Source organism: Streptococcus sp. 1621 (assembly GCF_013276615.1).
In the GTDB taxonomy this organism is placed as follows: Bacteria; Bacillota; Bacilli; order Lactobacillales; family Streptococcaceae; genus Streptococcus.
In genome coordinates, this window is record NZ_VMLJ01000032.1 from 1 (window position 1) to 26,513 (window position 26,513).

Here is a 26,513-nt window from a genome sequence, read left to right on the forward strand (position 1 = left end):
TCATCTTTATTTCTCCTTTATCAAGTTTTTAACTAATACTCTTCGAAAATCTCTTCAAACCACGTCACCTTACATCTGCAACCTCAAAACAGTATTTTGAGCTAACTTCGTCAGTTCTATCCACAACCTCAAAACAGTGTTTTGAGCTGACTTCGTCAGTCTTATCTACAACCTCAAAGCAGTGCTTTGAGCAACCTGCGGCTAGTTTCCTAGTTTGCTCTTTGATTTTCATTGAGTATAAACTTCTTTTCAAAAAAAGGATAGGAAGGCCCCTAGTCGAGAGTTTCCCCATCCTATCTTCTATTCTTTATTTTGCTTCGACACGGACACCTTGGGTATCAACCTTCAAGTCATGAAGTTTTCCTTTGAAGGGTTGCTTTTCCAATTCAGCCTTAATCGTTGGCATCTTGTCATGAGAAGCCAAAACCATAACTGTCGGCCCAGCACCAGAGAGATAGGTTGCATAGGCACCATTTTCTTTGGCCACTTGCTTAATCGAAGCAAATTCTCTCACCAAGTCCTGACGATAGCGCTCGTGGAAGAGGTCTCCCTCGATTGCTTGTCCAGCGGTCACCATGTCTCCTGCCAACAAGGCTGCAACCGCCACATTGGCGATAGAACTAGCCGCAACAGCTTCCTTGTAAGACAATTTCTTAGGCAAGACACCACGGCTGTCTCTAGTACGCAATTCATAGTTTGGAATGTAGGCTAGGAAATCACACTCTGGGAAGTCTGCTACAATAGCTGAAACTTGTCCATCAACAGAGCTTGCAATAACGAGATTACCATAAATGGCTGGAGCCACATTGTCAGGATGGCCTTCAATCTTAGTCGCTAACTGCAATTTTTCATGGTCTGACAAGTTGAGTTGCCCCAATTGATTGGCTAGTTCAATCCCAGCAACGATAACCGAGCTAGAAGAACCCAAACCACGCGCCAAGGGAACATCACTGGTCATTTTCAAACGTTTTGGTTGCAGGTCTGGTACAATTTGCAAAGCGATTTTGAGCAAGAGATTGCGCTCGTCATGTGGAATCCATTTGCCAATCTGGTGTTCAATCAGCCACTCATCTCGTTCTTCACAGACCTCTATTTGAAGATACTTGGTTACAGCTACACCGACCGAGTCAAAACCTGGCCCGATATTGGCACTGGTTGCAGGTACAATAATCTTCATCTTATTCTCCTAGCACCTTGAAGGTATTCAAGAGGTCAAATTCTGAAACCTTCTTCAATTCAGCTGAAACATTTTCAAGCTGGGCTTTATTAATCTTGTGTGTGATGATAACGACACGCGCCTTGTCACCATCTTTTCCATCTTGGAGAATTTGCTTAAAGGAAATTTCTTGGGCATTGAAGATTTCAGCCAACTTCAAGACCTGACCTTTTGAGTCTGGTGCCAAGATTGAGAAGTAGTAATTTGCTTTGACATCCTCTGGATTTGCCAAGACCAAGTCACGGCTATATTCGTTGAAGTCTTTGCCAATGGTACCATCATTCAAGCGACGAACGATACGGACAATGTCTGCCACAACACTTGTTGCAGTTGGTTTTTGGCCTGCACCTGGTCCGTAGTACATAGACTCACCAATACCGATAGATTCTACAAAAACAGCGTTCATTACCCCATTCACACTGGCAAGTGGATGCGCTTTAGGAAGGAAGGTTGGAGTTACTTCTGCAGCAATACCTGAAGGAGTTTCCTCGATTGAACCAACCAATTTCACTACATAACCAAGCTCTTGAGCTACAGCTACATCTTCAGGTGTGATGTTACGAATTCCCTTGTGGGCCACATCGTCAAAGGCAACCTTCATGCCAAAAGCAAATTGGCTCAAAATCACCATCTTGTAGGCTGCATCAATCCCATCTACGTCATTTGTCGGGTCACTTTCTGCAAATCCTAGTCTTTGTGCTTCCGCAAGAGCATCATCGTAAGACCAGCCTTCTTCCACCATCTTGGTCATCATGAAGTTGGACGTTCCGTTGACTACTCCAAGCACACGCGTAATTTTATCAGAAGCCAAGGAATTTGCCAAAGTACGAAGAATTGGAATCCCACCAGCTACTGCTGCTTCATAGTAAAGTGCTACCTTGTTAGCTTTAGCGATTTCTAACAATTCTGCACCATGGACAGCCAAAAGGTCCTTGTTAGCAGTAACAACGTGTTTTCCAGCTTCCAAGGCACGAGTGATAAAGGTCTTAGCAGGTTCGATACGCCCCATCAATTCCACTACAATCGTAATGTCTTGATCTGACAAAATGTCATCCACATTGGTTACAAAGTTAAAGTCATTCCCTGCTGTAAGCAAGCGATTTTTCTCATCTTCATCCTTGACCAACACCTTAGCAACTTCAATCTCTGAATGTGCTGATTGATTGATTTTTTCTCCATTTTCCTTTAGGAGGAAAGGCACACCACTTGCAACGGTACCAAATCCTAGTAAAGCAATTTTAACTGTCATGTTTGTCTCCTCGAAATTTTCTAATATAGCCATTATAACAGAATTTTGTGAAAATTCCTATTATAGTAAATCACTATTTCAATCTAGAAAAGAAAAAACGAATCAGACGATTCGCTCTTCTCAAAATCTAGAAATAGCTTTCCAGAAAGGATTATCCAATCTTTTGCAGATTAAGTACTGCATCGTGATTCATCAAGACTTGACCATACTCTTGCAAGACTGAACGACTGATGTCACTATCATCCGCAAACTCGCGCATACGGGCCAACAGCCAAGCTGGATATGGACTTGGATGATTTTCAATATCCACTAAAATGGTCAAATAATAGCGTTCATTCATCTTGTAGAGTTCAGAAGTTTCCATCTCAAAAGTCACTGTCTTAGCAAAAGCAACCAAGTCAGCCAACTTAGCAAAAGAAAGGATGTAGTAGATGTAAGGTTCTTTCTTGCTCTCAGCTTCTTGTTCAGCCTGCTCCTGCTCTTCTTCCTTGGCTTCGACTTGCTCTAGAGATTGAATGGCTTCGATATCATCCTTTGTTTTGTCTGCGATACTTTTTTCCAAGGTTTTGATAAATTCATCTGGCGACATTTGAGCCAATTCTTCCATGTCTGGCAAATCCGATAAGTCTTCAAAATCTAGATTTTGGTCAATCTTTGATTTGGTTACAAAGACATCTACCTTATCAGGTTTTGGAGTTACACGGAAGCTCAACATGCCTGTATCTAGAAAGCTATCAGGCATCTCTAACTCATCCAAGATAGCATAAAAGAACTCTTCTGTTTTTTCTTGAGGAACAAGAAAGTCAGCAATCTCCATTCCTCGATCCATCAAATCTTCTAAAGACATCGTGATTTTTAAAGTAGTATCACTAATTTGTTTCATTTTCATTGCTAGTAACCTCATACTTTCAGTTCTATCTATTATACTAGATTTTTACGATTTTATCAAAAGAAGGCTCCTCTATCAAGCTAGATTTTCCCCAGGGTCTTTCTGTAGCAGACTCTAAAAGAAAATTTCTGATGACAAATAGAAAAAGCCTTCAAAATCGACTCTTAGCCAACTTTGAAGACCTGATACATCAGAATGCTTATAATTTAAAGGTTGCTACACCGAGGATAGAACGATTTAAGTTTCTAAGAATTTGAAGACTTTGTTCAAATTTCTTATAACGAGTCACTCCATACTCTTCAACAAGAAGGACTGTATCTCTTTCCAAAAGAGATGGTACATCTTGTAAATCCACAAAATGCATTCCTTTTAAGGCCTCTTGATTTTGTTTCAATTTATCTAGGATAGCTTTGTTTGAGCTAACGATTGTTAATTCTTGTCCAGCATTTTTGTATGATAGGATATCTGCTAGGTTGGCAATTGTTGTAATCTCTGTTACAAAATCAATTTGATACTGAGAAAAATCACCTGCTCTATTGATGGTTGGATTAAAGAGATAAACCAATACATTTCCCATCACAACCAAAATCACACAAACTACTCCAATAACAGCTAAACGGAGAATCAAGTTCTTCACATTCAATCCAAGCGCTGTCTCACCGTTTGCATTCAATTCTTTAGAGTTGATGGTTTCCAATTTTTCAATTTTTACATTTGCATAAGTGTGTTTAAATTTCTCAATCAATCCATCAATTTTTCGCTCCAACAAGTCATTAGCATCTTTACTTGGTGTCAAAATTTTCACACCAACCCCTGCATCGTCAATCATATAGTAGACAGTCAGTTTTTTCCACCAATAATCATTCGTAGAATTTTTCAAGGTTGTCTCTGTCGTATCTAATTCACTAGCAATTTTTTTCAACTCACTAGGCTCTACATCATTGAAAAGATAAGCTCCATTTAAATTACCATCAATCAATTTCCCGTAGAAATCACTATAACCACCAATTTGATGATTCAAAATCGTTTTAGCTGAATCTTCTGGAGGGGTAATTTTATAGCTGATATAAGTTGAATAACTTGTTGTGTCTTTGACAGTATTTTTATTCTTAACTGCTTTAATTGTAAATGGTACAGCAATGAGAGCAAATAAAGCGATGAGAGCTAGAATATTTGCTTTTCGTTTTTTGTATAGATTTGCAAATAAATCCGCTACTGAATAATGTTCAAACATGATTTTTTTCTCCTTTGTTTAGTAGATACTGGTTCTCTTTTGTAAGCATTTTTGCTACAAATATAATCACAAGAACAATTCCCCAGAATTGCATTGTAAATAGATTGAAGAAACTTTCTGAAAAGCTACTTCTTGGCATAAAGAATAGATTATTCAAGATGAGTAGGGACAAGGCAAATAGGATTGTTCTAGAGCGATAGGCTACTTGCAACATGGCTATAAATAGCATACCGAGTAAGAGACTAAGTAGAAAGACTCCTATCATACCATAGTCTGTATACAACTCCATGATATAACTACTTCCGATACCATGTCCTTTCAAGTATTCCTTGTTCAAAACAAGATAGGATAGATTGTGGGCATAACTATTACTATCAATAGCTAGCTCCACACTATTGGTTGTATGTTCAAAGGCTTTTCCTCCGAAAATAGCCCCCAAACTTCCTCTTGCAAAATAATCAATGACAGGACCAAAAGTAAAATTGCGTAAATCTCGGTAAGGAAGGCTACTGTTAAATAGAAAACCTCGAGCCAGAACACCAAAACTAGTCCCTTGTTTATAGATAAAGTCAAGTAAGATATCCCAGAAACCTGTATGGGAAACCTGGACATTATCCCGTACATAATTGAGCACTCCCATCGCTAACATAAGAATAGGAGAACCGACAAAAATCGCTAACTTTTCTTTAAACCCAATCCATTTTCCCTTTTCAGTTTGCTCCCGCATAAAGTAATAAACAAAAGCAAATAAAATACTTAAAATAAAGGGATTTCGTGTCCCGATTGCCAAATGAATGGTATTGGCTACAATGAAGGATACCAACACTGCTGTCGCCTGCAATTTCTTTGGCTTGGTTGCCAGATACATACACATTGCATAGACCGTAAAGGTAGACAAAATGTAGGTAAAATAAGGAAGTTTACTTTCAAAATTTGCATAGTAGGCATAGTAGGAAGTCTGCAGACGATACAGGAGCCGTTCAAATAAGCGAATAAAATAGAAAGGATAGGTTAGAAGAAAAACTCCTAGTGATACAAAGCGTAACCGCTTGATATAAATCTCTTTTATAGAATTTCCTATCTTTGGTACTTTTATGTTCTTCCTAGCTATGAAGTAACGAGCCAGTACGCCTCCTGTGGTCAAGCCCAGAATCGAAACCATGACGACTATAAAGGCAAAGCGATAGGCTATCGGATGATAGGTATCCAGAGCGCCATCCCTAAAATAATCAATGGTCGGTCTTGATACCAGAAATACAAAAATAGTTAAATAGAAAATAAAATGGATTAAGTAATACTTGATATCATTCCAGCAGGCAATTAAGCTACTAACCAGTAAGAACAATAAAGTAGAAAGCAAGCTAACATTATTATTATTAAACAGATACACAATTCCACTTACTAGCGTCAAGGCATAGCTGACTATGGTCAAACTAAATAATAATCGTTTTCCATCAATCACTTGCTCACCCCCGTTCTAATGTAATTTTTTAGATTTTTCAATATTTTTCAGTAATAAGAATCGGTATAAGGAAATGTTTATGAATAGAGCCAAAGCGCTAATTCTTCTTCCCTTACGGAAAATTGGATTTCTAGCAATAGCAAAGGCATGGCCTTTTAAAAAACGATGAATCTGGGAATAGGCTTCAAATTGTTTATACTGATCATCTAGCAACATCTTATCCAGAATAAAGAAATGAGCATAAGCCAATCTGAAAAAAGCAACATCTTTCAAGTCCGGATAGTTTTTCATAACTTCATTATAGAATTTTTGATAGATATCAATATAGGCTAAATCCTTCTCTGCATAGGGTTTAGTCGTAATACTATCCCCTCTATGGAAATAGTAATAATAGGGTTTGGTATTAACCACATACTTCTTGGCCAACTTGATCAAATCAAAATGATAATAAGCATCTTCATAAATCAATCCCTTTGGAAAGGATAGGGCAGTTGCAATCTCTCTCTTGATTAGCTTATTACAGATCGTTCCAGGTATTTTTTCACCTATGAGGTATTCCCTCAGAAATGTTTGAGAATCACAGACAAAATACTCATCCTGATTGGCTGACTGTGGGCTTTCATCATTAGCATAGACATTCATGACACCACAGCTCGAAACATCCGCATCTTCTTGAATTAATTGCTCATATAAGCTCTGAATCATTTCTGGATGGATATAATCATCTGAGTCAATAAAAATCAGATAATCTCCGTGAGCCTGCTTCATTCCATCGTTTCGTGCTTGCGACAAACCTTCATTCTTTTTATGAAGCACTGACACCCTATCATCTTGTTCAGCGATTGAATCACACAAGCGACCACTTTCATCCGTTGCTCCATCATCAACAAGAATAATTTCCAGATTTTGATAGGTCTGCTCCTGAATGGAAGCTATCGATTTTTCTAGGTACTGCGCCACATTATAGACTGGCACAATGACACTAATTAATGCAGTTTCCATGCTACTCCTCTAATAGTTTTTCTACTTGTTCGATTTGTTTGGCAATTGTGAATTGTTGAATGAATTGGCTAGCCTCATTGACATCAAAATTTGAGGCAGAGGTCATGTAGTTCGTAATTGCCTGAGCTGCCTCTTGATTGCTCTCAATGATTTGGCCAAATCGTCCTTCTTGGGATAATTCCTCAGCCCCTCCGACATCCGTAGAGACAAAAGGAAGTCCCAGACTCAAGGCTTCCACATACACTCCAGGAAAACCTTCTTGTTTAGACATAGACAAGAGAACTTTCATCTGAGATAAATACTGATAAGGATTTTTTTGATAACCAAGGAAATGTACATAGTCTTCAAGCTCATATTCTTTAACTCGTTTTTTCAGTTCCTCTTCCATATCACCTGTACCTATAAAGTAAAGGTGGTAGTTTTTTCCTTCTTGGTGTAATAGTCGTATCACTTCTACTACACGGTCAGAACCCTTATTTTCCTCAATCCGTCCAATGGTACAGATACTTTGAGGCTCAATCTCGATATCGATCTTCTCTTGAGATTTTTCTAGAATAGTCTTAAAATCATAACCATTGTAGACCGTCTGTAATTTGGAAGCATAATCTGGATAGACTTCCTTAATAGAATTACTGGTCTTTCTTGAAATTCCTACAATGATATCCGCAGTATCTAACTGGCGTTTATGTGATTCCCTTTTTGAGCTATCCTTAAGAAATTCTTCAATACTTCCATGAATCCAAGATATCTTCTTGACTTCTTTTCTTTTAGAGAACAACAGTGGTGGATTCATAATGGTAAAGGAAACTTCAACATCATAGTCATCTTTCACAAGCAAGCGACGAGTCAGTCTTGGAAAATAAATTCTCATTCTCCACAAAAGAGCTCGTAACCATCTAGCTTGGCGATAATCCTGAAGGGATTTTAAAATTCGTACATGTTTAGGAACAGATTCGTATCCCTTGTCAAAATGCTCCATTTCAAGAATATCAATATCATACTTTTCTGGATCCAAATTTGAAACAATGGTAGAGAGAATCTTCTCTGCTCCACCTCCGAGAGAAAAAGACCACATAAAAAATAAGATTTTTTTCTTAGCCACCATATTCTCCCTTATATTCTGTATAAGACTTATCCATATCAGCGATGACAGCATCATGATGCGGTAGCTGCTTGTCTGCTGGTGGTGGTGTCATATAATCCCCAAAAGCAGTGCTGAGATAGGCATCATAGCCAACTGGAATAGGCATCTCTGTCTCTTCAAATGGCAAGAAGAGATTATCTTCAAAAGATTCGATTAGGTACTTATTTCTCATGTAACCAGGACCCGAGCATAATTCCGTGATTCCATCGCTCTCAGCTAGACTGTACTTGGTCATTTCTTTTTCAGCTTTTTTCCAAATGCGATAACGAAGAGATTTCGGCGTCAACCCCAGTAAAATGCGACTTCCCCACTTCATAAGTGCGCCATGTTTTTCTGGAATAGTTTGCGCACAAAAAAGAGAATAAATCAAGGCCCAGTGAACCTGCTTTTTCCGCTCAGCTGGATTTTTAGGATAATAATCCAAAGGTAAAACATCCAAGGCCAGACCATGTGGCAAATCCAAATCCTGCTGATAAGGTTTGATACAGGTAGTTTCCTTGTCACGAATGGTAATAAAAAGATTACGATCGACAAAATCCTTGTGACTCTTTGACAAGAAATAACGTTCATCTGCATAACGAGGCCATAATTCTGCTAATTTCTCATAATCTTTACGGGGCATAAAAAAGTCTAGGTCGTCGTCCCAAGGAATAAAGCCCTTGTTTCGAAGGGCACCAATAGCACCCCCTCCACAGAGGTAACAAAGCAAATCATGTTCTTTACAAAAGGCCACAAAATATTCAGCCATCTCCAGACTACGAGCCTGAATTGCTTTTAAATCAGTCATATTGTTCATTATTCTTTCTATCGTATCGTTTCATTATACCACAAATAGGGGGTGAAAATCTATTGCAGACTGTAAAAAATCAAAGCCTGACTGCTAGATAAATAGCCTTCAAACTTTGATTCTTCTGTCTTATCTTATCTCAAACCCATCTGAGATAATTTATTCTGATATTTGTTTTGATCGACCAGCAAGCCCAAGCCTCCATAAACATCATAGGCATCTACCCAGTCACCAAGTTCTGGAATCGTCAGCTTTTCAATACCATTTTTTGCTCCATCCAAAACAGATAAACCGTTTGTTAGGAGGAAAGTATAGGGTGCGTTGGTTGAGGTCATAGCAAAAACCTTTCCAAGAGCTTCAGAACCAGTGAAAAGTTTAGTGGGATCTTTAATTTGCTCTAAAATTGCTGTTAAAACTTGCTGCTGTCTTTTGGTACGGCCGTAATCCGCCTCATCGTCATCACGGAAACGAGCATAATTGAGCAGGGTCGAGCCATTCATCTGCTGCTTCCCGACTTTGATGGTTTGGGTTGGAGACTCAGTCTCAGTCGCATGTAAATCATCTCCGACTGTAGCTTCTGTTAGTGGACGCCCATTCAATGTTGAAAATTGAGCATCAATCGTCACCCCATCAGGGAAAAGCGTGTCAATCGCTGTTGCAAAGGCCTGAAAATCGACCAAGGCATAGTACTTAATGTCTAAGTCAAAATTATCTTTCAAGACTTGGCGAACCATTTCTGCCCCTTTTTGTCCTTCTTGTTCCCCTAGTTCATAGGCTACGTTTAACTTATTATCCGTCTGTTTTCTACCGTTAATGACTTGACTATAACCGTCTATATAAACCAAATTGTCACGCATGAAACTGACCAGCTTCATTTTCTTATCTGAGCCACCAACATTTAATACCATAATAGAGTCTGTCCGCGTCTCAGCACTATTTTGACCAATTCGACCGTCCGTCCCCATGATCAAAATATTAACCCCGTCTCTAGCGTCCTGACCATTAAAGACTTGAACCTGTGCTGCCTTAGCATCAGCAGTTTTCTTTGCACTAGCATCTTGGTAACCACGTAAAAACATGAATACCATGGCTAAAGCCACACAGACCAAAAGTGAAAAAATGACCATAAAAATGCGTTTAAGACGGAGCTTCCGTCTTTTCTTTTTTGGAGGAGCAGAGAGTGCTTGTGATTTGGATTGTAAACGACTCCGGTTCGCATAGCTTGGTAAGTCAACCTGCTCTTCTCTTTCTTGTTCCAAGCTGGAACTACTATTTACCCTAGCAAGAGTTAGCTTTTCTTGCAAATAGGCAAACTCATTTTTCTCTCTCTCATTGAGATAGTGAATATTTTTTAGCAAATAATCATAACGTAATTTTTCATGATGACTGAGAGGATTTTCTTTACTCATCTTCTCTCCTTTCCATGATCTGATATTGGATAAATCGGATAGGCACCCAGAACTTTATACTGGATTCCAATGGCTTCTAGTTCTTTTTGGGCAAAGTGAACCAAGTTCTTATCAGTATAGTCCACATCGATAATGAAAAAGTATTCGCCTAGCGCTGTCTTGAGTGGACGACTTTCAATTTTTGTCAGGTCAATTCCTCGCCAAGCAAAGGTCGACAGAGCCTTATAAAGTGCACCTGGAAGGTTGTCAGGTAAGGTCAAGGCCAAAGTCATTTTTTCCCTTTGTGCTTGCAAGGGAATACTAGGCTTTTCAACTCCTAAAACCCAAAAACGTGTGAAATTGGCTTCCATTTCCTGAATATCCTCGGCAATCAGTTCCAAGCCATATTCTTCTGCAGAACTTCTTGGTGCAATGGCTGCATAAGGCTGGTCTGGATGTTCGGAAATAAAACGGGCCGCATAGGCTGTACTAGCTGTTACCTCGATTTGAGCCTCTGGATACTGTTCATCGATGAATTTCTTTCCCTGAGCCAAAGCCTGTGGATGAGAAAAAATCTTTTCAATCTTAGTATGACCCGGAACCACCATTAACTGCTGATGAATGGGTTGAACGATTTCTGCAACTGCTTGAATGCGAGCCTGATGAAAAAGGTAGTCCAAGGTTTCATGAACACTACCCTCAATAGAATTTTCAACTGGCACCACAGAATAGTCCACCAAGCCTTGCTCATAGGCCTTGATGACATCTGTAATGTTAGCAAAAGCCTGCAATTCCTCATGAGGAAAAGCTGTCTGCACAACGTGGTGTGAAAATGATCCCTTGGGACCTAGATAAGCAATTTTCATCTCAGTTCCTCTATAATTTCCTCTGGACTTAGCTTGGTCACATCCAAAACCCGACTGGCTACCTCCTCATACCAGGCCTGTCTTTCTTGGAAAATAGCTGCTAGTTCTTCCTTGCTATTATTTAGAAAAAGCGGACGCTGATTGTCCTTATCAGCTGCGATACGGTGGTAGAGGGTTTCAAAATCAGCTTTCAGGTAGATGTTATCTGTATTAGTCTTGAGTAAGTCACGATTTCTCTGAGAAATAACCACTCCTCCTCCAGTTGACACGACTTGGTCTGTTTGTAGTAAATCAGCTAGGACTTCTGATTCTACCTGACGAAAGGCTCCTTCTCCCTTTTCCGAGAAAAATTCCGTAATGGACATGCCTAAGCGCTTCTCTATCAGAGCATCCATATCGAGATAATCTGGGTCCAAGCCTCTTGCAATAGTCGATTTTCCAGCCCCCATAAATCCTAGTAATACCTTAGCCATGAATCAAGTTCTCCAAATCATCAAAGAAGCTAGGATAGCTGGTATTGATGGCTTCTGCACGGTCAAGTTCCACTTCTCCATCTGCAACCAAGAGGGCTGCGATAGCTGTCATCATGCCGATACGGTGGTCACCAAAAGTATTGACTCTAGCACCGTGAAGGGCTGATTTCCCTTTGATAATCATTCCATCAGCTGTAGGAGTAATATCTGCTCCCATGCTATTTAAGGCGTCTGCCACAACCTGAATGCGGTCTGTTTCCTTGACCTTGAGCTCCTCAGCATCCTTGATAACTGTTACACCTTGGGCTTGAGTCGCCAGAAGAGCGATAATTGGCAATTCATCAATCAATCGTGGAATCAAGGCACCACCAATCTCTGTTCCTTTCAAGTCAGAAGATTCAACAGTCAAGGTAGCAGATTTAGCGACTGGGTCAATTTCAGTTATTTCTAGTTTTCCACCCATGGCGCGAATGACATCAATGATACCTGTACGCGTTTCGTTAATACCCACATTCTGCAGCACTACACGAGAATTTGGAACAATCAAACCTGCGACTAACCAAAAGGCTGCACTGGAAATATCTCCTGGTACGACCACCTTCTGTCCTATCAATTTTTGTGGCCCTTGGACTGTGATTTTCTTGCCTTCCACACTTAAATGACCACCAAATTGTTGCAGCATATCTTCAGTATGATTACGGGTGCATTCTTTTTCGATAATCACTGACTGACCCTGAGCCTGCAAAGCCGCAAAGATCAAGGCTGACTTGACTTGAGCAGAGGCAATTGGCAACTCATATTGAATAGGTCTTAGGGTTTTCGTCCCTTTTAAGTGAAGGGGAGGCAGGTCTCGTTCAGTTTGCCCTGAAATACTAACGCCCATTTTTTTCAGTGGAATAGTCACACGATCCATAGGACGTTTGGAAAGACTGTCGTCTCCGAACATCTCTACTTCAAAGTCTGCACCAGCAAGGACACCTGAAATCAGGCGAATCGAGGTGCCAGAATTTCCCATATCAAGGGCATTTTGCGGCGCTTTTAAGCCATCCATGCCTACACCTTGAATAGTAATAACCCCGTCTTTGTCCTCAATTTCAACACCAAGGTCACGAAAAACCTGCATGGTCGAAAGAACGTCTTCACCTCGCAGAATATCATAAACCTTGGTCTCACCCTCAGCCAAACTTCCAAAGATAATAGAACGGTGGCTGATAGACTTGTCACCTGGAACTCGGATACTGCCATGTAAGTGGCGAATGTTTGTTTTTAGTTTCATACTAGACCTCATACTTGCAATACTTTTACCTATTTTATCATAAAAAGCCAGAAATTCCTTAAAAATTCCTGACTTTATGATAGTTATTTTCTTATTTTAGCAATTCTGAAACTGGTTCAAAAACAATTTTTTCAATGTCAGAAAGGTAAATGGACAATTGTTGTTGCTTGGTAAAGAATTCTGACAAGAGGCTGTTCCCCTGAATCTGCTTACCAAAGCCTTCCATTTTAGCTTGGAAGGAAGCATCTGGCATTTGCCCTGTCTGTGCTAGTTTTTGAATTTCCTCTTGAAAGGCAAGATATTCTGTAAAAATTTTGCTCGCCTCAGCATCTGCTGCAATAGCATCTTTAGCTATTTTAACAGCCTTATATTCTGGCAGTTCGCGTAGACCGCGACTGAGTTCGTTTGCACTATCGTAAATATTTGACATGTTCTTCTCCTTATTTGATGACGACTGTATAGTCTGTATTTTCTGTTATGAGGTGCTCAGCTCGTTCCAAGTCTTGAGCGTTTTTAAATGAAATTTGTAGGATCCCGTGAATATCTTCACGGTTTTCCTCATTGATGTGAATATTAACCAAGGAAGTTCCACGTAGCAATTCCAAGATTCGTAAAATAACGTCTTCTTCATCGGGAACATCAACATAGAGGTCATAAGAGCTATCCACACCACCACGCTTATGGATTTCCATGGCCTGACGTTGCTCACGCGCTTGGTTGAAAAAGTTCCAGATTTTGTTTTCATCACCCTTACTGATAGCTTGTCCAATCTCGTCCAAACGCTCCTTGAAATCCTCAATTCTATCTAAAATTGTTTCACGATTGGACAAGAGAATGGAGGTCCACATACCTGGCTCGCTTTCCGCAATTCGGGTCATATCTCGAAAACCACCTGCCGCAAAGCGTCTTGCCATCTCATGCTCTTGAGCATAGACCGCGGTCTGCTCCATGAGACTAGAAGCCAGAATATGAGGAAAATGGCTAATCTGAGAAGTGACACGATCATGCTCCTTGGCATCAATTTCGATAAAACGAGCATGAAGACCTGAAAGAAGATCCTTCATTTCCTCAAGTGTATCAGGACTTGTCAGTCTCGAAGGTGTAAAGATATAATAGGCATTTTCAAAGAGATTGACATCTGCAGAGGCAGCCCCTGTCTTGTGACTACCAGCCATAGGATGGGCCCCGACAAAGCGAACAGACTTGCCAGCCAAATACTGCTCCGCCGCATCCACAATGGCTGACTTGGTCGAACCAGCATCTGAAATAATGACGCCTTCTTTCAAATCCAAGTTAGCCAACTCCTTAATGAAAGCAATAGTTTGTTTGATTGGCAAGCTGAGAATGATGATATCCGCAAGAGGAGCAAAACTGGCAAAATCATCTGTTGCACGGTCAATCATGCCTTCTTTCAAAGCAATATCTCTCGAAGCTTGACTGCGATTATAACCTAAAATTTCATAATCTGGATGATCACGTTTGATACCAAGTGCCATAGAGGCACCAATCAAACCAAGACCTGCGATATAGATTGTTTTTGCCATAGGAACTCCTTAATAGTTCTTTGTATAGTCTCGGTGTTTGGCTATCGCTTCTTTTAATTCCTCTAGATTGTCTGATGAGAATTTTTCGAGGATTTCTTGTGCCAGAACCGTAGCCACAACAGCTTCCATAACCACTCCTGCAGCTGGAAGAGCGGTCGGATCACTTCTCTCCACGGTTGCCTTATAAGGTTCGTGGGTTTCGATATCCACACTCATAAGAGGCTTATAAAGAGTAGGAATAGGTTTCATGACGCCACGAACAACGATAGGTTGCCCATTAGTCATGCCACCTTCGAAACCGCCTAAATTATTGGTACGGCGGGTATAACCGTCTTCTTTAGACCAGAGAATTTCATCCATGACCTGGCTACCTTTACGGTAACCAGCTTCAAAGCCGAGACCAAATTCCACCCCTTTAAAGGCATTGATAGAGACGACAGCTTGGGCCAATCGCGCATCCAATTTTCTGTCCCATTGGACATAGGAACCAAGACCAACTGGAACACCTCCAACGACTGTCTCCACAACCCCACCAATGGTATCCCCGTCACGTTTGATTTGGTCAATGTAGTCCTTGATTTCCTGTTCTCTTTCTTGGTTAACAATAGAAACTTCAGACTGGGCAGCTCTTTCCTTAATCTCAGCAACTGTGAGATTCTCAGGAACATCGATTTCCTTGCCACCAAAGACCACGACATGGTTGGCAATCTCCATATCCAGCTCAGTCAAGAGGCGTTTGGCTACTGCCCCAACTGCCACCCGCATGGTGGTTTCACGAGCTGACGAACGCTCCAAGGAATTTCGTAAGTCATTAAAACGGTACTTGATGCCCCCTACCAAGTCGGCGTGACCTGGACGAGGATGGGTGATTTTTCGTTTGCTTTTAAGGCGGTCTTCAATGTCCTCCGCAGACATAATGTCCAGCCATTTTTGGTGGTCCTTATTGATGACATCCATGGTAATGGGAGCCCCTGTCGTCTTCCCATGACGAACGCCTGAAGTAAAGACAACTTGGTCGCTCTCAATCTTCATACGGCCACCACGACCGTAACCACCCTGACGGCGTTTAAGGTCCTCATTGATATCCTCTGCTGTCAAAGGTAGTCCAGCTGGAATTCCTTCAATGATAGCCGTCAGACGGGGACCGTGTGATTCTCCTGCAGTTAAATATCTCATACGCTCTCCTTATTTTACCAAGTAGTCTTTCATCTCTTCCAGAGAAACCGGGTGAATGGTTGCCGAACCAAGCTCTGGCACCAAGACCAATTTCAAGGTATTACCACGCGCTTTCTTGTCATGAGTCAAAGCCTGGTAAAGCTTATCAACATCCCAGTTTTCGTAGTCAACAGGTAATCCAAATTTCTGACACATAGCTGTAATGGACTGGGTTATCCCTTCTGGCATGAGGCCTTTTTCCTCAGCAACCTTGGAAATCTGTACCATGCCAATGGCCACAGCTTCACCATGCATGACTTTTCCATAACCGGCAGTTGCTTCAATGGCATGGCCAATAGTATGGCCAAAATTGAGGTAAAGGCGAACACCATTGTCCAACTCATCCTCAACTACCATCTTGCGCTTGACCTGACAAGAATGTTCAATCAAGGTCTCTGCATGTTCCAAAATGCTCTCAACAGAACCATCCAGCTCCGTCAAGAGAGCCCACAGTTCTGAATCCTCAATCAAGCCATACTTGATGACCTCACCCATTCCTTCAATCAACTCTCTCTTTCCGAGTGTTTCAAGGACAAGCGGATCAATCAGAACCCCGTCTGGTTGGGCAAAGGTACCCACCATATTTTTAGCAAATGGAGTGTTAACGCCTGTCTTTCCGCCGATAGAAGAATCAACCTGAGCTGTCAAGCTAGTCGGAATCTGAACAAAATGAATACCCCGCATATAGGTAGAGGCTACGAAACCAGCCAGGTCTCCAACGACACCACCTCCGAGAGCCACGACTCCATCGCTACGAGTCAACCCCTGCTTAACTAGAAATTCATAGACTTTCTGAACAGTAGTTAAATTCTTTCTTTCTTCACCTTCTAAAAAGTCAAAAACTGCTACCTGAAAACCAGCATCTTCTAGGCTGAGCTTGACCTTCTCTGCATAAAGAGAAGCTACATGGTTATCTGTCACAATGACTACCTTTTGTGGTTGCCAGAGTTCTCGCAACCATTGGCCAGCCTGAGCCAGACAACCTTTTTTAATCTGAATATCATAAGGATGATGAGGAATATCAATTCTGATTTTCATAGGAGAGTCTCCTTTTCTTTATTGGTATTTTTCTGTTAAGGACTGCCAAATTTCTTCTGTTGGCATTTCCTTGCCTGTCCACAGTTGAAAAGCTTCTGCAGCTTGATAGAGCAACATTCCCAGACCATTGACGGCTGGATTGCCCTGCCTCCTAGCCCATTTCAAAAATGGCGTTTCAAAGGGTTGGTAAATAATATCTGCCACCAAGAGAGTTTCTGGTAAGACTATTCTTTCAGGAACTGGGGATGATTTACCATCCATGCCCACACTGGTGGCATTAACCAGTAGATCCGACTCAGCAATCCTTGCTTGCAGTTCCGAAACATCTTCTAAAGCGTACAAGTCCACTTTAAAGCCTGTTTGCTCCTGTAACTTGTCTAGGTAAGGTCTTGTTTTTTCCATAGAAACTGAACGAACAAAGACCGAAATCTGACTGACGCCGTCCAAAATAGCTTGTGCCAAAATGGACTTGGCCGCACCACCTGCACCCAGCAGGGCCATCTTCTTACCTGTAATTGTAAAAGAAGGCAAGCTCTTAAAAAATCCCTTGCCATCTGTATTATATCCAATTAAATTGCCATTCTCATTGACGACCGTATTGACCGCACCAATCAAGCGTGCTTCATCGCTCAGCCCATCCAAATAAGGAATCACTTGCTCCTTATAGGGCATGGACAGGTTGATGCCAAACATCTGATAGCGGCAAATATTGGCCACTGTTTCTGCCAAGTCACTCGCTTCAATCTCCCAAGCCACGTAAGCACCATTGGTAGCTGTCGCCTCAAAGGCCCTATTGTGGATGAAGGGGGAAATAGAATGCTTAATAGGATTGGCAACAACGGCAGCTAAACGTGTATAGCCATCAAGCTTCATCCAAAATCTCCCTGATTTTTTTCATGTTAGCTAGTGAAATCTGACCAGGGGCACTAGCCTCATCCAGACTGGCAAAAGACCAACTCGAACCAGTCACATCCGCAGTGATACGAGAAACCTTGCCCACCTTGCCCATAGAAATGGTTACATATTCCTGCTCAGGATTGAGGGTTTTAAAGCCTCGTGTATAGTTCATCAAGTCTAAGACATCCTGCTCCGTATGAGCCATCACCGCAACCTTAACCAGTTTTGGATTTAGGCTCGTCAACTCTGACAAGATTTCCATCATATTTTCAGGTGTTTCTTGGAAATTATGGTAACTCAAAATAAGATTTGGGAAGTCCAGCATTTCCTCAAAAACATCCTTGTAGCTGTAGTACTCAAAATCAATATAGTCTGGTTGATAGAGTTGCGCCACTTCCTTGATTAGATGGATATATTCTTCTGGAGAAAAGTCGATTTCTCCCCCCTCAGAGCGAGTTCGTAGCGTGAAAACCAACTCACGACCTGCGAATTTTTCAAAAATAGCTGGAGCCACCTGCAAAATCGCTTCTTTAGGCAGATAGTCGGCACGCCATTCAATGATGTCGGCATCCAGGTACCTCGTGGCATCCAGAGCCTGGGCCTCCTCTAAACTTCTTGGCATTACTGAAACGATCAATTTCATTTACTAACCTTCATACTAATCACCTTGAGGTAATTACTACTTTCATCTTTTTTATTATAGGTGAAATCTGCTGGAAGACCGTATTTGTTTAAAATCTGGTAACTTCTTCCTGCAAAGCCTTTATCAATTTGTTCTGTAAATTTCTGGCGGGATACATTGGCAGCATTGGTACTGGCAATAATAATACCGCCCGGATTTAAAATCTCAAGACTCTGGGATATCAACTTGTGATAATCCTTGGCCACAGAGAATGTTTGTTTTTTGTTCCGAGCAAAGCTAGGCGGATCTAGGACAACCACATCGTAAGTCAAGCCTTTTCGCTTAGCATACTTGAAATACTCAAAAACATCCATGACTATAAAACGATGGTCGTCTGTACTGATTCCATTTGCCTGAAAATGCGCTTGAGACAATTCTCGTGAACGTTTGGCTAAATCAACAGAAGTTGTCTGGCTTGCTCCCCCCATGGCTGCAGCTACTGAAAAGGCGGCTGTATAAGAAAACATATTGAGTAAAGATTTCCCCATAGCCAATCCGTCAACTAAACTACCACGAACCTCGTGCTGGTCTAGGAAAACCCCTGTCATCAAGCCATCATTCATAAATACTTGATACAAGACACCATTTTCCAGAACTGTGAAAAATTCAGGTGCTTCTTGACCATAAACATGGGCAGATTCATAGTCTAACCCCTTAAAGCGGATCTTCTCATAAGTCCCTAAAACCTCAGGAAAAACCTGTCTAAAGGCTTCTGAGATAAGCTTGCGAATCTGATAAACATAAGAGTTATACCAAGAAAAGACAGCATAGTCGCCATAAAGGTCCACTGTCAGACCACCAAAGCTATCTCCCTCTTGGTTAAAGAGACGAAAGGCAGTTGTCAAATCATCTTGATAGTAGGCTTTCCTCTTTTCTTTAGCTTGTCTAAAGAGTGTTTCAAAGAAAGCTTGATTAAAGGTAATCTTATCTGTGCTAACAAACCAGCCCAAGCCCTTGTTTTGCTGAGAAAGGTAGGCAGTCCCAAGAAAGTTTCCATCTTGACTATGGACTTCTACTTCCTGATCCTTGAGATTGACATTCTCAAGATCACTGGCTTCTAGTAAAACTAACCCCTTAGCGAGCTTTTTTTCAACCCTTTTACTGACTCTTATTCTATTCATAACTACCATTATATCAAACTTTTAGACAATTCTCAAAAAAGAAACTACCCTTGCTTTTTTACTCTTCTTTTAAAAAATGGTATACTAATACTAATAAAAAATTAGGAAGTAAATGTGTGAAAAGCAATTTTAACAAAATCCAAAAAGCCATGGGTACCAGACTGGGTTTTGTCCTAACCCTTTTAATCCTATATTGGTTCAAAACCTTATTAGCCTATGCTGTTGACTTTAATTTAGATATTCAAGTGGGCAAGTTGCAGGGAAATTACCTTGCCTTTATCGCCTTTTTCAATCCCCTTCCTCTAGGACTACTCCTGCTGGCTCTAGCCCTCTATGCTCGGTCAACCAAGATCTTTTATGTCCTGAGTATAGCTATTTATAGCCTTTTATTCATTTGGCTTTATTCCAATGTCTTTTACTATCGAGAATTTAGTGACTTTATCACGGCTAATACCATGAAGGTGGTCAGCAAGGTGTCTGTTGGTACTGCGGAACTAGAGTTACTGCGCTTTTGGGATTTCATCTATTTTATGGATTTCCCACTGATGGCTTTTCTTTTCTTTAAAAAATTCATCCAGCTGGATAGGAGACCCTTCAAATTCCGCTCAAGTGTTGCTATCACTGCACTCTCAGCCCTGCTCTTTTCTGCTAATCTTTTCTTGGCAGAGATTGAACGTCCCGATCTCCTATCAAGAGGATTTTCTAATTATTATGTTGTCCGCGCCCTTAGTTTGCCAGCCTTTTTAGGCTATAGTGCCAACCAATCCTACAGCGCCAACAAGGAACGTGCTAAGGCCTCTGAGACCGACCTTCAACCTATTACAGATTATATTCAAGAACATTCTGCTAAGCCCAATCCAGACTATTTTGGCTTGGCCAAAGGAAAAAATGTGATTTATCTCCACTTGGAGAGTTTTCAGCAGTTCCTACTGGACTATAAACTCAACCTAGATGGAACTGAGCATGAAGTCACTCCCTTCCTAAATTCACTCTACCATTCGCAAGCAACCCTAGCCTTTTCGAATATCTTTAACCAAGTCAAGGCTGGTAAAACCTCAGATGCGGAAACCATGCTAGAGACTGGTTTGTTTGGACTTGACCAAGGTTCCTTTATGGTCAATTACGGTGGTACCAATACCCAACATGCAGCTCCTTTTATCCTATCAAAAAACGGCTATCAATCGAGTGCCGTCTTTCACGGTAATATCGGAACCTTCTGGAACCGAAATACCACCTATAAACAATGGGGCTACCAATACTTCTTTGATGCTTCCTACTTCACTAAGCAAGACAGTAGCAATTCTTTCCAATATGGTTTGAATGATAAAATCATGATGAAGGATTCTATTCAGTATCTGGAGCACTTGCAGCAGCCTTTTTATGCTAAGTATATCACGGTATCCAATCACTATCCCTATGCTAGCAATCTGACTGGCGATGAGCTTGGTTTCCCCTTGGCCAAAACCAAAGATGAAACGATCAACGGCTACTTCCAAACGGCTAACTATCTGGACAGTGCTATCAGGGCCTTCTTTGACTATCTCAAAGAAAGTGGCCTCTATGAAAAATCCATCATCGTCATTTACGGAGACCATTATGGTATTTCCAACTCCCGCAATCCTGAGCTGGCTCCCTTGATTGGCAAGACTTCTGAGAACTGGTCTAACTACGACAATGCCATGTTGCAACGAGTGCCTTTTATGGTGGTCATGCCTGGTTATGAAAAGGGGCAAATCATCAATACCTACGGTGGACAAATCGATATCTTACCGACTCTCGAACACCTCCTTGGTATTGAGTCCAATTCCTTCCTTCAAGTTGGACAAGATCTTCTGTCTCCAGATCATCAAGAAATCGTTGCCTTTCGAACTGCCAATTCCTTCGTCACACCTAAATACACCAGTTATGACGGACGAACCTACTATACTGAGAGCGGTCTTGAAATCAGCAATCTTGATGAACAAGCTCAGACTGAACTAGAAATTGTTCGTCAGGCAGCTAGCCAACAGCTAAAAATCAGCGATCAGATTCAAACTGGCGATTTAATACGTTTCTATCAAAAAGATCATCTTGGAACAGTTGATACAGAAAGCATTTCTTACCTCAATTCCTTACCAATTCTGCAAAAGATTGAACAGGAAAAGGGAAGTCAGTCAACTAGCCTCTTTAGGCAACGAAAAGGTAAAACCAGTACTGACCTTTTCAAGGCGCCAAGTTATCAAGAACTCCACCCAGAGTCTGCAGAAACCGAATCAAAATTACAATAAAAATGCTCTTCCGTCTTGGAGGAGCATTTCTTTTATCAAATAAAATTCAACGAAAATCAAAGAGGAAACTAGCCTCAGGTTAACTGCGAGATTGTAGGTAGAGAGGTTGTATCAGCAATATATGTCTGTCAAGTTTAGTGACGAAGATAGTAAAAGAAATATGAGGATATAAATCAGCTTCAGTAGATATCTGGAAAATTTGATTTTATAGAGAAGCCTTTTGTTACAAACTCAATATGCTATCAATAAATAATGTCATAGAAGCAACAATAATTATAATTTCACCTATCTGCATCATTCTATTTCGAACTTTAAATATATGTTCTATCAAAAATACTTGGATCACACACATTATAGGAATGAAAGTTTTTGAAATTGAAAAATATCCCAATAAATAAACTATAAACAACAAAAATAGAACTATGTTATATTTCTTATTCAAAACATTCCTCCCTATATATTTTTGATTACCAATCTTAATCATTTACAACTACATTCTAACAAACTATAAAAGCGTTTGTCGAATTGAATTTATCAAGCAAGCGACCAACTATCTCATCTTTTTTCTATTTCTGTCAATATGCGTGACAGGTAGTAATGATAGCCAAAAATAGCAAGAGCAAGCAAGAGGATAAGAACTCCTACTCCCAAGCTGATGGCAAGGACAGGGGCGAGAGACCGAACCAAGAATATGCTTCCAATTACAAGAGCCATCAGGATTGCACTATAAATTAAGAGTAAAACTATTGCTACTATACGATTTGAACGGTTCACCAAGTCCGTAATGCTACTCCAATTGGTTGACAGATTTTTCACGTCCTTAAGGTAATGGTGGCAAGAAAGGATGACACTGGCAAGGATCCATGCCACAAGAAGGTAAATCATCGAAAGGATGGGCAAGCCTAGATATAGAGAAAGGCCAAGTAAAGTCAGAACTGGTAAAAAGGACTGGACAGCAAATATAATCCAAAATTTCACTTTCACATAACGAGCAAAGTCAAAGGGTAAACTCTTAAGAAAATCAACATTTTCCCTCTCCAAGGACAAGGCAATTGAATGCAGGCTGGTGATATTGTTATTGACAACTGCTATAAAGAGAGCTATAAAAAACAAGGGTAACCAGTATGGAGGATGAATGTCTGGAACTATCTGAGAATCTCGGATGTTGGAAATCAGACCGATCATCATGAGATAAGGAAGGAAAGCACTTGTAAAAAGCACTGTAATCACGCCAGTTCCCTGTCCCAAGAGGGTGAGGTGGTAGCGTAAAACCATGCGGAAAAAGCCCTTTTTATTAGTAGTTGAAATTCTCTCCTTATTGCGACGTTCTTTTTTGACCTTCTCCTCACTATTAAGCAGGATAACGTCATAAAAACGAGGAAGGACCTTCTTTTTGGTCAGGTAAAGCAAGAAAACAGTTAAAGCTATCCAAGCGAGCAGACCCACTAAGGCTTCTGTCGAAAAAGGAGACACTGCTATTTTGTAAAAGATATGAAGAGGATAAAGGAGAAATGGAATGTCTCTAACTTTGTCAACAATACTTCCAAAAGTCGACTGTAGAAAGAGGACAAATATTAAAGGTATGAGAACCCCTATCCCAATCATCACATTCGAAAAAATAGACTGATACTTTCTAAAAACCGCAGTTTGAGCCAAGAAATGTACTGCCACTACCATCACTAAAGTAACAGAGACAAATAATAAGGCCAAGGACAGCAGCATCAAAGGCAAGCCCAACCAAAGAGAAGGTGCTAGCCTAATGTGGAGGACTAGAAAATAAGCTAGGATTGGTACAATTCCAGGCAGAGCTGGCAAGAGGACAGACAGTCCTTTAGCGATTATAATCTCTGATTCTTTAAAGGCATAGGGCCTATACGATACCAAATCCTTACTCTCATAAAAGACATTGTAAAAGGCAGTGAAAGAAGTTGAAAAGGCAAGCACCAGTAAAATAGCAACCATGCTACTAAAAAAACTTGGTATTTCCTCAAAAGGAAAACGAAAGGCTATATTTATAAACATCAAAAGCATCAAGAGACTGGAAAAAATGTAAGAACTTAGAACTCTAGCGGAAACATTTACTTTTTTTCCAGGATTCTTAGCCTGCTTCTTTCGTAGGTTAGCCAGATTAGCTTCTTGAGATGAATAGAGGATATTGATATCAACTAATTTTTTAATGACCTTGAGACGCATCTGAAACCTCCTCTTTTCTACCAGCAAGGCTAAGGTAGATACTTTCCAAAGACTGGTCTGGATGGTCTTTCCTCAAGTCCTCTACCTTACCACAATAAATCAAATGCCCCTTTTTCAAAATGGCAATCCGATCACAGACTTGCTCTGCCACCTCTAGGACATGGGTTGAAAACAAGACCGTCTTGCCTTTTTGCGCATGCTCCTTCATCATCTGCTTCAAATCAAAGGCAGCCTGGGGATCCAAACCAGTCAAGGGTTCGTCCAAGACCCAAATATCAGGATCAGACAAGAGTGCCCCAATGACAAAGACTTTCTGACGCATTCCGTGAGAAAGAGTTTCAATAACCTGATAGCGATTTTCAGCAAAATCAAAAACACTTAATAGCCTAGCTAGACTAGCCTCCAAGTCAGAGCTAGTCAGATCATAGGATGAGGCGATCAATTCCCAAAATTCATTGGCCGTTAAGCGTAAAAATAAGTCAGGCGAGTCTGCTACGTAGCCAATCTTTCGTTTAATAGCCAAGCGATTTTCCGATAACTCCTGATCGTCTACTAAAATACGACCACTGCTGGGTGAAATGATACTGACTAAGGATTTTATGGTAGTCGATTTTCCAGCACCATTATGACCAATCAAGCCCATAATCTCCCCATTTGCAATCTGCAAATTGAGATTGCTCAAAGCCTCTTTATCACCATACAACTTACTAACATTTTGAAATTCAATCATGGGATGACTCCTATCTTTATCTATATTACATACTATTATACTAGCACTTTGATACAAAAAATCAACACTTTATTTTAAGTAGTTAAAATAGTTTCCTTCTATCTTATGCAAACGTTGGCGCTAACCAATACTTTATGATAGAATAAAAAACAAGATTGACAAGTAAGAGGAAACATCATGCAAAATCAAACACTTATGCAATACTTTGAATGGTATCTGCCCCACGACGGTCAGCACTGGACACGTCTAGCTGAAGATGCTCCACACCTAGCTAATCTGGGGATTAGCCACGTCTGGATGCCACCAGCTTTTAAGGCAACCAATGAAAAAGATGTCGGCTATGGGGTCTATGACTTATTCGACCTAGGAGAGTTTAACCAAAAAGGTACTATCCGCACCAAGTATGGTTTCAAAGAAGACTATCTTCAAGCCATTCAAGCCCTAAAAGCACAGGGAATCCAGCCTATGGCCGATGTGGTACTCAACCACAAGGCTGCGGCCGATCACATGGAAGCCTTTCAGGTCATCGAAGTGGATCCTGTAGACCGTACAGTTGAACTCGGAGAACCTTTCACCATCAATGGCTGGACTAATTTTACCTTCGATGGTCGCCACGATACCTACAATGACTTCCACTGGCACTGGTACCACTTCACAGGTACAGACTACGATGCAAAACGCCGTAAGTCTGGGATTTATCTGATTCAAGGAGACAACAAGGGCTGGGCCAACGAGGAATTGGTCGATAATGAAAACGGTAACTACGACTACCTCATGTATGCCGACCTAGACTTTAAACATCCTGAAGTTATCAAAAATATCTATGACTGGGCTGACTGGTTCATGGAGACGACTGGTATAGCTGGTTTCCGTTTGGATGCCGTTAAGCACATTGACTCTTTCTTCATGAGCAATTTTATCCGCGATATGAAGGAAAAATACGGTGACGATTTCTACGTTTTTGGTGAATTTTGGAATCCCGATAAGGAAGCCAATCTAGACTATCTTGAAAAAACGGAAGAACGCTTTGACCTTGTCGATGTTCGTCTCCACCAGAATCTCTTTGATGCTAGCCGAGCTGGTTCCAACTACGACCTTCGTGGTATTTTTACAGATAGCTTGGTTGAACTCAAGCCCGACAAGGCTGTAACCTTTGTCGACAACCATGATACCCAACGAGGACAGGCTCTTGAGTCTACTGTTGAAGAATGGTTCAAACCAGCAGCCTATGCCCTCATTCTATTACGCCAAAATGGCCTTCCATGTGTCTTTTACGGAGACTACTATGGGATTTCAGGGCAATATGCTCAAGAAGATTTCAAAGAAGTCCTTGACCGCCTCCTAACCATCCGAAAAGATTTGGCCTACGGAGAGCAAACAGACTACTTTGATGATCCTAACTGTATCGGTTGGGTACGTTCAGGTGATGAAAATCAATCCCCAATCGCAGTCCTTATCTCAAATGACCAAGAAAACAGCAAGTCTATGTTTGTCGGCCAAGAATGGGCTAACCAAACTTTCATAGACTTACTTGGAAACCACCAAGGTCAAGTTACAATTGATGAGGAAGGTTATGGACAATTCCCTGTCTCAGCTGCTTCGGTAAGTGTCTGGGCAGCCAATACTATTTAATAGTTCATAATATTCAAGCCAGATCCAATCAGATTTGGCTTTTTTGTATTCACAAAAAGACCTACCCAAATGGATAGATCTTTATACTCAATGAAAATCAAAGAGCAAACTAGGAAGCTAGCTACAGGTTGCTCAAAGCACTGCTTTGAGGTTGTAGATAAGACTGACGAAGTCAGTCACATATAAAATACAAGGCGAAGCTGACGTG

24 protein-coding genes are annotated in these 26,513 nt (G+C 40.9%); 2 read left to right on the forward strand and 22 right to left on the reverse strand.

Translation table 11 applies throughout. The features are described 5' to 3' along the window. Positions 1-307: 307 nt before the first annotated feature. The 19 genes from thrB to HT697_RS07160 all read right to left on the reverse strand — a co-directional run bounded on the left by thrB (position 308) and on the right by HT697_RS07160 (position 19,483). On the reverse strand, positions 308-1,177 hold the full coding sequence (thrB, locus tag HT697_RS07070; protein ID WP_173262661.1) for a homoserine kinase: 870 nt from the start codon (positions 1,175-1,177) through the stop codon (positions 308-310). Position 1,178: 1 nt separating this feature from the next. Continuing rightward, a complete protein-coding gene (locus HT697_RS07075; protein WP_000216355.1) occupies positions 1,179-2,465 on the reverse strand; it encodes a homoserine dehydrogenase in 1,287 nt (428 codons plus the stop codon). Between the two features lie 151 nt (positions 2,466-2,616). Then, a complete protein-coding gene (gene mecA / locus HT697_RS07080) occupies positions 2,617-3,354 on the reverse strand; it encodes an adaptor protein MecA (RefSeq protein WP_050313829.1) in 738 nt (245 codons plus the stop codon). Positions 3,355-3,553: 199 nt separating this feature from the next. Beyond that, positions 3,554-4,588, reverse strand: coding sequence for a prephenate dehydratase (locus HT697_RS07085; protein ID WP_173262664.1), 1,035 nt, complete (start codon positions 4,586-4,588; stop codon positions 3,554-3,556). Then, positions 4,581-6,050: an O-antigen polysaccharide polymerase Wzy family protein gene (locus tag HT697_RS07090; RefSeq protein ID WP_049502170.1), complete on the reverse strand. Its 1,470-nt coding sequence runs from the start codon at positions 6,048-6,050 to the stop codon at positions 4,581-4,583. The genes HT697_RS07085 and HT697_RS07090 overlap by 8 nt, the downstream gene beginning before the upstream one ends. 15 nt (positions 6,051-6,065) lie before the next feature. Next, positions 6,066-7,052 carry a glycosyltransferase family 2 protein gene (locus tag HT697_RS07095; protein WP_173262667.1) on the reverse strand — a complete coding sequence of 329 codons (987 nt, stop codon included), beginning with the start codon at positions 7,050-7,052 and terminating at the stop codon, positions 6,066-6,068. Position 7,053: 1 nt separating this feature from the next. Then, positions 7,054-8,157, reverse strand: coding sequence for a glycosyltransferase (locus HT697_RS07100; protein ID WP_173262670.1), 1,104 nt, complete (start codon positions 8,155-8,157; stop codon positions 7,054-7,056). Further along, positions 8,147-8,992, reverse strand: coding sequence for a phosphorylcholine transferase LicD (locus tag HT697_RS07105; RefSeq protein ID WP_173262673.1), 846 nt, complete (start codon positions 8,990-8,992; stop codon positions 8,147-8,149). The genes HT697_RS07100 and HT697_RS07105 overlap by 11 nt, the downstream gene beginning before the upstream one ends. Positions 8,993-9,117: 125 nt before the next feature. After that, entirely contained in the window at positions 9,118-10,392 is a 1,275-nt protein-coding gene (gene psr / locus HT697_RS07110) for a polyisoprenyl-teichoic acid--peptidoglycan teichoic acid transferase Psr (protein WP_173262676.1), read from the reverse strand. Further along, a complete protein-coding gene (gene pheA / locus HT697_RS07115) occupies positions 10,389-11,237 on the reverse strand; it encodes a prephenate dehydratase (protein ID WP_173262679.1) in 849 nt (282 codons plus the stop codon). Before pheA ends, psr begins: the two co-directional genes overlap by 4 nt. After that, positions 11,234-11,710 carry a shikimate kinase gene (locus HT697_RS07120; RefSeq protein ID WP_173262682.1) on the reverse strand — a complete coding sequence of 159 codons (477 nt, stop codon included), beginning with the start codon at positions 11,708-11,710 and terminating at the stop codon, positions 11,234-11,236. Before HT697_RS07120 ends, pheA begins: the two co-directional genes overlap by 4 nt. Further along, positions 11,703-12,986 carry a 3-phosphoshikimate 1-carboxyvinyltransferase gene (aroA, locus tag HT697_RS07125; RefSeq protein ID WP_173262685.1) on the reverse strand — a complete coding sequence of 428 codons (1,284 nt, stop codon included), beginning with the start codon at positions 12,984-12,986 and terminating at the stop codon, positions 11,703-11,705. Before aroA ends, HT697_RS07120 begins: the two co-directional genes overlap by 8 nt. 91 nt (positions 12,987-13,077) lie before the next feature. Beyond that, on the reverse strand, positions 13,078-13,416 hold the full coding sequence (locus HT697_RS07130; RefSeq protein ID WP_173262689.1) for a YlbF/YmcA family competence regulator: 339 nt from the start codon (positions 13,414-13,416) through the stop codon (positions 13,078-13,080). Positions 13,417-13,426: 10 nt separating this feature from the next. Then, positions 13,427-14,530: a prephenate dehydrogenase gene (locus tag HT697_RS07135; protein ID WP_173262692.1), complete on the reverse strand. Its 1,104-nt coding sequence runs from the start codon at positions 14,528-14,530 to the stop codon at positions 13,427-13,429. A gap of 9 nt (positions 14,531-14,539) precedes the next feature. Then, complete coding sequence (aroC, locus tag HT697_RS07140) at positions 14,540-15,706, reverse strand: chorismate synthase (protein WP_173262695.1); 1,167 nt, start codon at positions 15,704-15,706, stop codon at positions 14,540-14,542. 9 nt (positions 15,707-15,715) lie between these two features. After that, positions 15,716-16,783 (reverse strand): 3-dehydroquinate synthase, encoded by a 1,068-nt coding sequence (aroB, locus tag HT697_RS07145; protein WP_173262698.1) that lies wholly within the window; start codon positions 16,781-16,783, stop codon positions 15,716-15,718. A gap of 18 nt (positions 16,784-16,801) precedes the next feature. After that, on the reverse strand, positions 16,802-17,656 hold the full coding sequence (locus HT697_RS07150) for a shikimate dehydrogenase (RefSeq protein WP_173262701.1): 855 nt from the start codon (positions 17,654-17,656) through the stop codon (positions 16,802-16,804). Next, positions 17,646-18,323, reverse strand: a complete 678-nt coding sequence (aroD, locus tag HT697_RS07155) for a type I 3-dehydroquinate dehydratase (RefSeq protein ID WP_173262704.1) — start codon at positions 18,321-18,323, stop codon at positions 17,646-17,648. Before aroD ends, HT697_RS07150 begins: the two co-directional genes overlap by 11 nt. Further along, a complete protein-coding gene (locus HT697_RS07160) occupies positions 18,320-19,483 on the reverse strand; it encodes a class I SAM-dependent rRNA methyltransferase (protein WP_173262707.1) in 1,164 nt (387 codons plus the stop codon). Before HT697_RS07160 ends, aroD begins: the two co-directional genes overlap by 4 nt. Positions 19,484-19,632: 149 nt before the next feature. Between HT697_RS07160 and HT697_RS07165 the strand changes: the two genes are divergently transcribed. After that, the gene (locus HT697_RS07165) at positions 19,633-21,750 is read left to right on the forward strand and encodes an LTA synthase family protein (protein ID WP_173262719.1); all 2,118 of its coding nucleotides are present in this window, start codon (positions 19,633-19,635) and stop codon (positions 21,748-21,750) included. 223 nt (positions 21,751-21,973) lie between these two features. Here HT697_RS07165 and HT697_RS10505 read toward each other — a convergent pair whose 3' ends face one another. The 3 genes from HT697_RS10505 to HT697_RS07175 form a co-directional block, all read right to left on the reverse strand. After that, positions 21,974-22,234, reverse strand: a complete 261-nt coding sequence (locus HT697_RS10505) for a hypothetical protein (protein WP_345890471.1) — start codon at positions 22,232-22,234, stop codon at positions 21,974-21,976. A 71-nt stretch (positions 22,235-22,305) separates the two neighbouring features. Beyond that, positions 22,306-23,943, reverse strand: a complete 1,638-nt coding sequence (locus HT697_RS07170) for a hypothetical protein (protein ID WP_173262710.1) — start codon at positions 23,941-23,943, stop codon at positions 22,306-22,308. Beyond that, positions 23,924-24,673 (reverse strand): ABC transporter ATP-binding protein, encoded by a 750-nt coding sequence (locus HT697_RS07175; RefSeq protein ID WP_173262713.1) that lies wholly within the window; start codon positions 24,671-24,673, stop codon positions 23,924-23,926. The genes HT697_RS07170 and HT697_RS07175 overlap by 20 nt, the downstream gene beginning before the upstream one ends. A 177-nt stretch (positions 24,674-24,850) precedes the next feature. Between HT697_RS07175 and HT697_RS07180 the strand changes: the two genes are divergently transcribed. Next, complete coding sequence (locus HT697_RS07180; RefSeq protein ID WP_173262716.1) at positions 24,851-26,305, forward strand: alpha-amylase; 1,455 nt, start codon at positions 24,851-24,853, stop codon at positions 26,303-26,305. Positions 26,306-26,513: the final 208 nt, after the last annotated feature.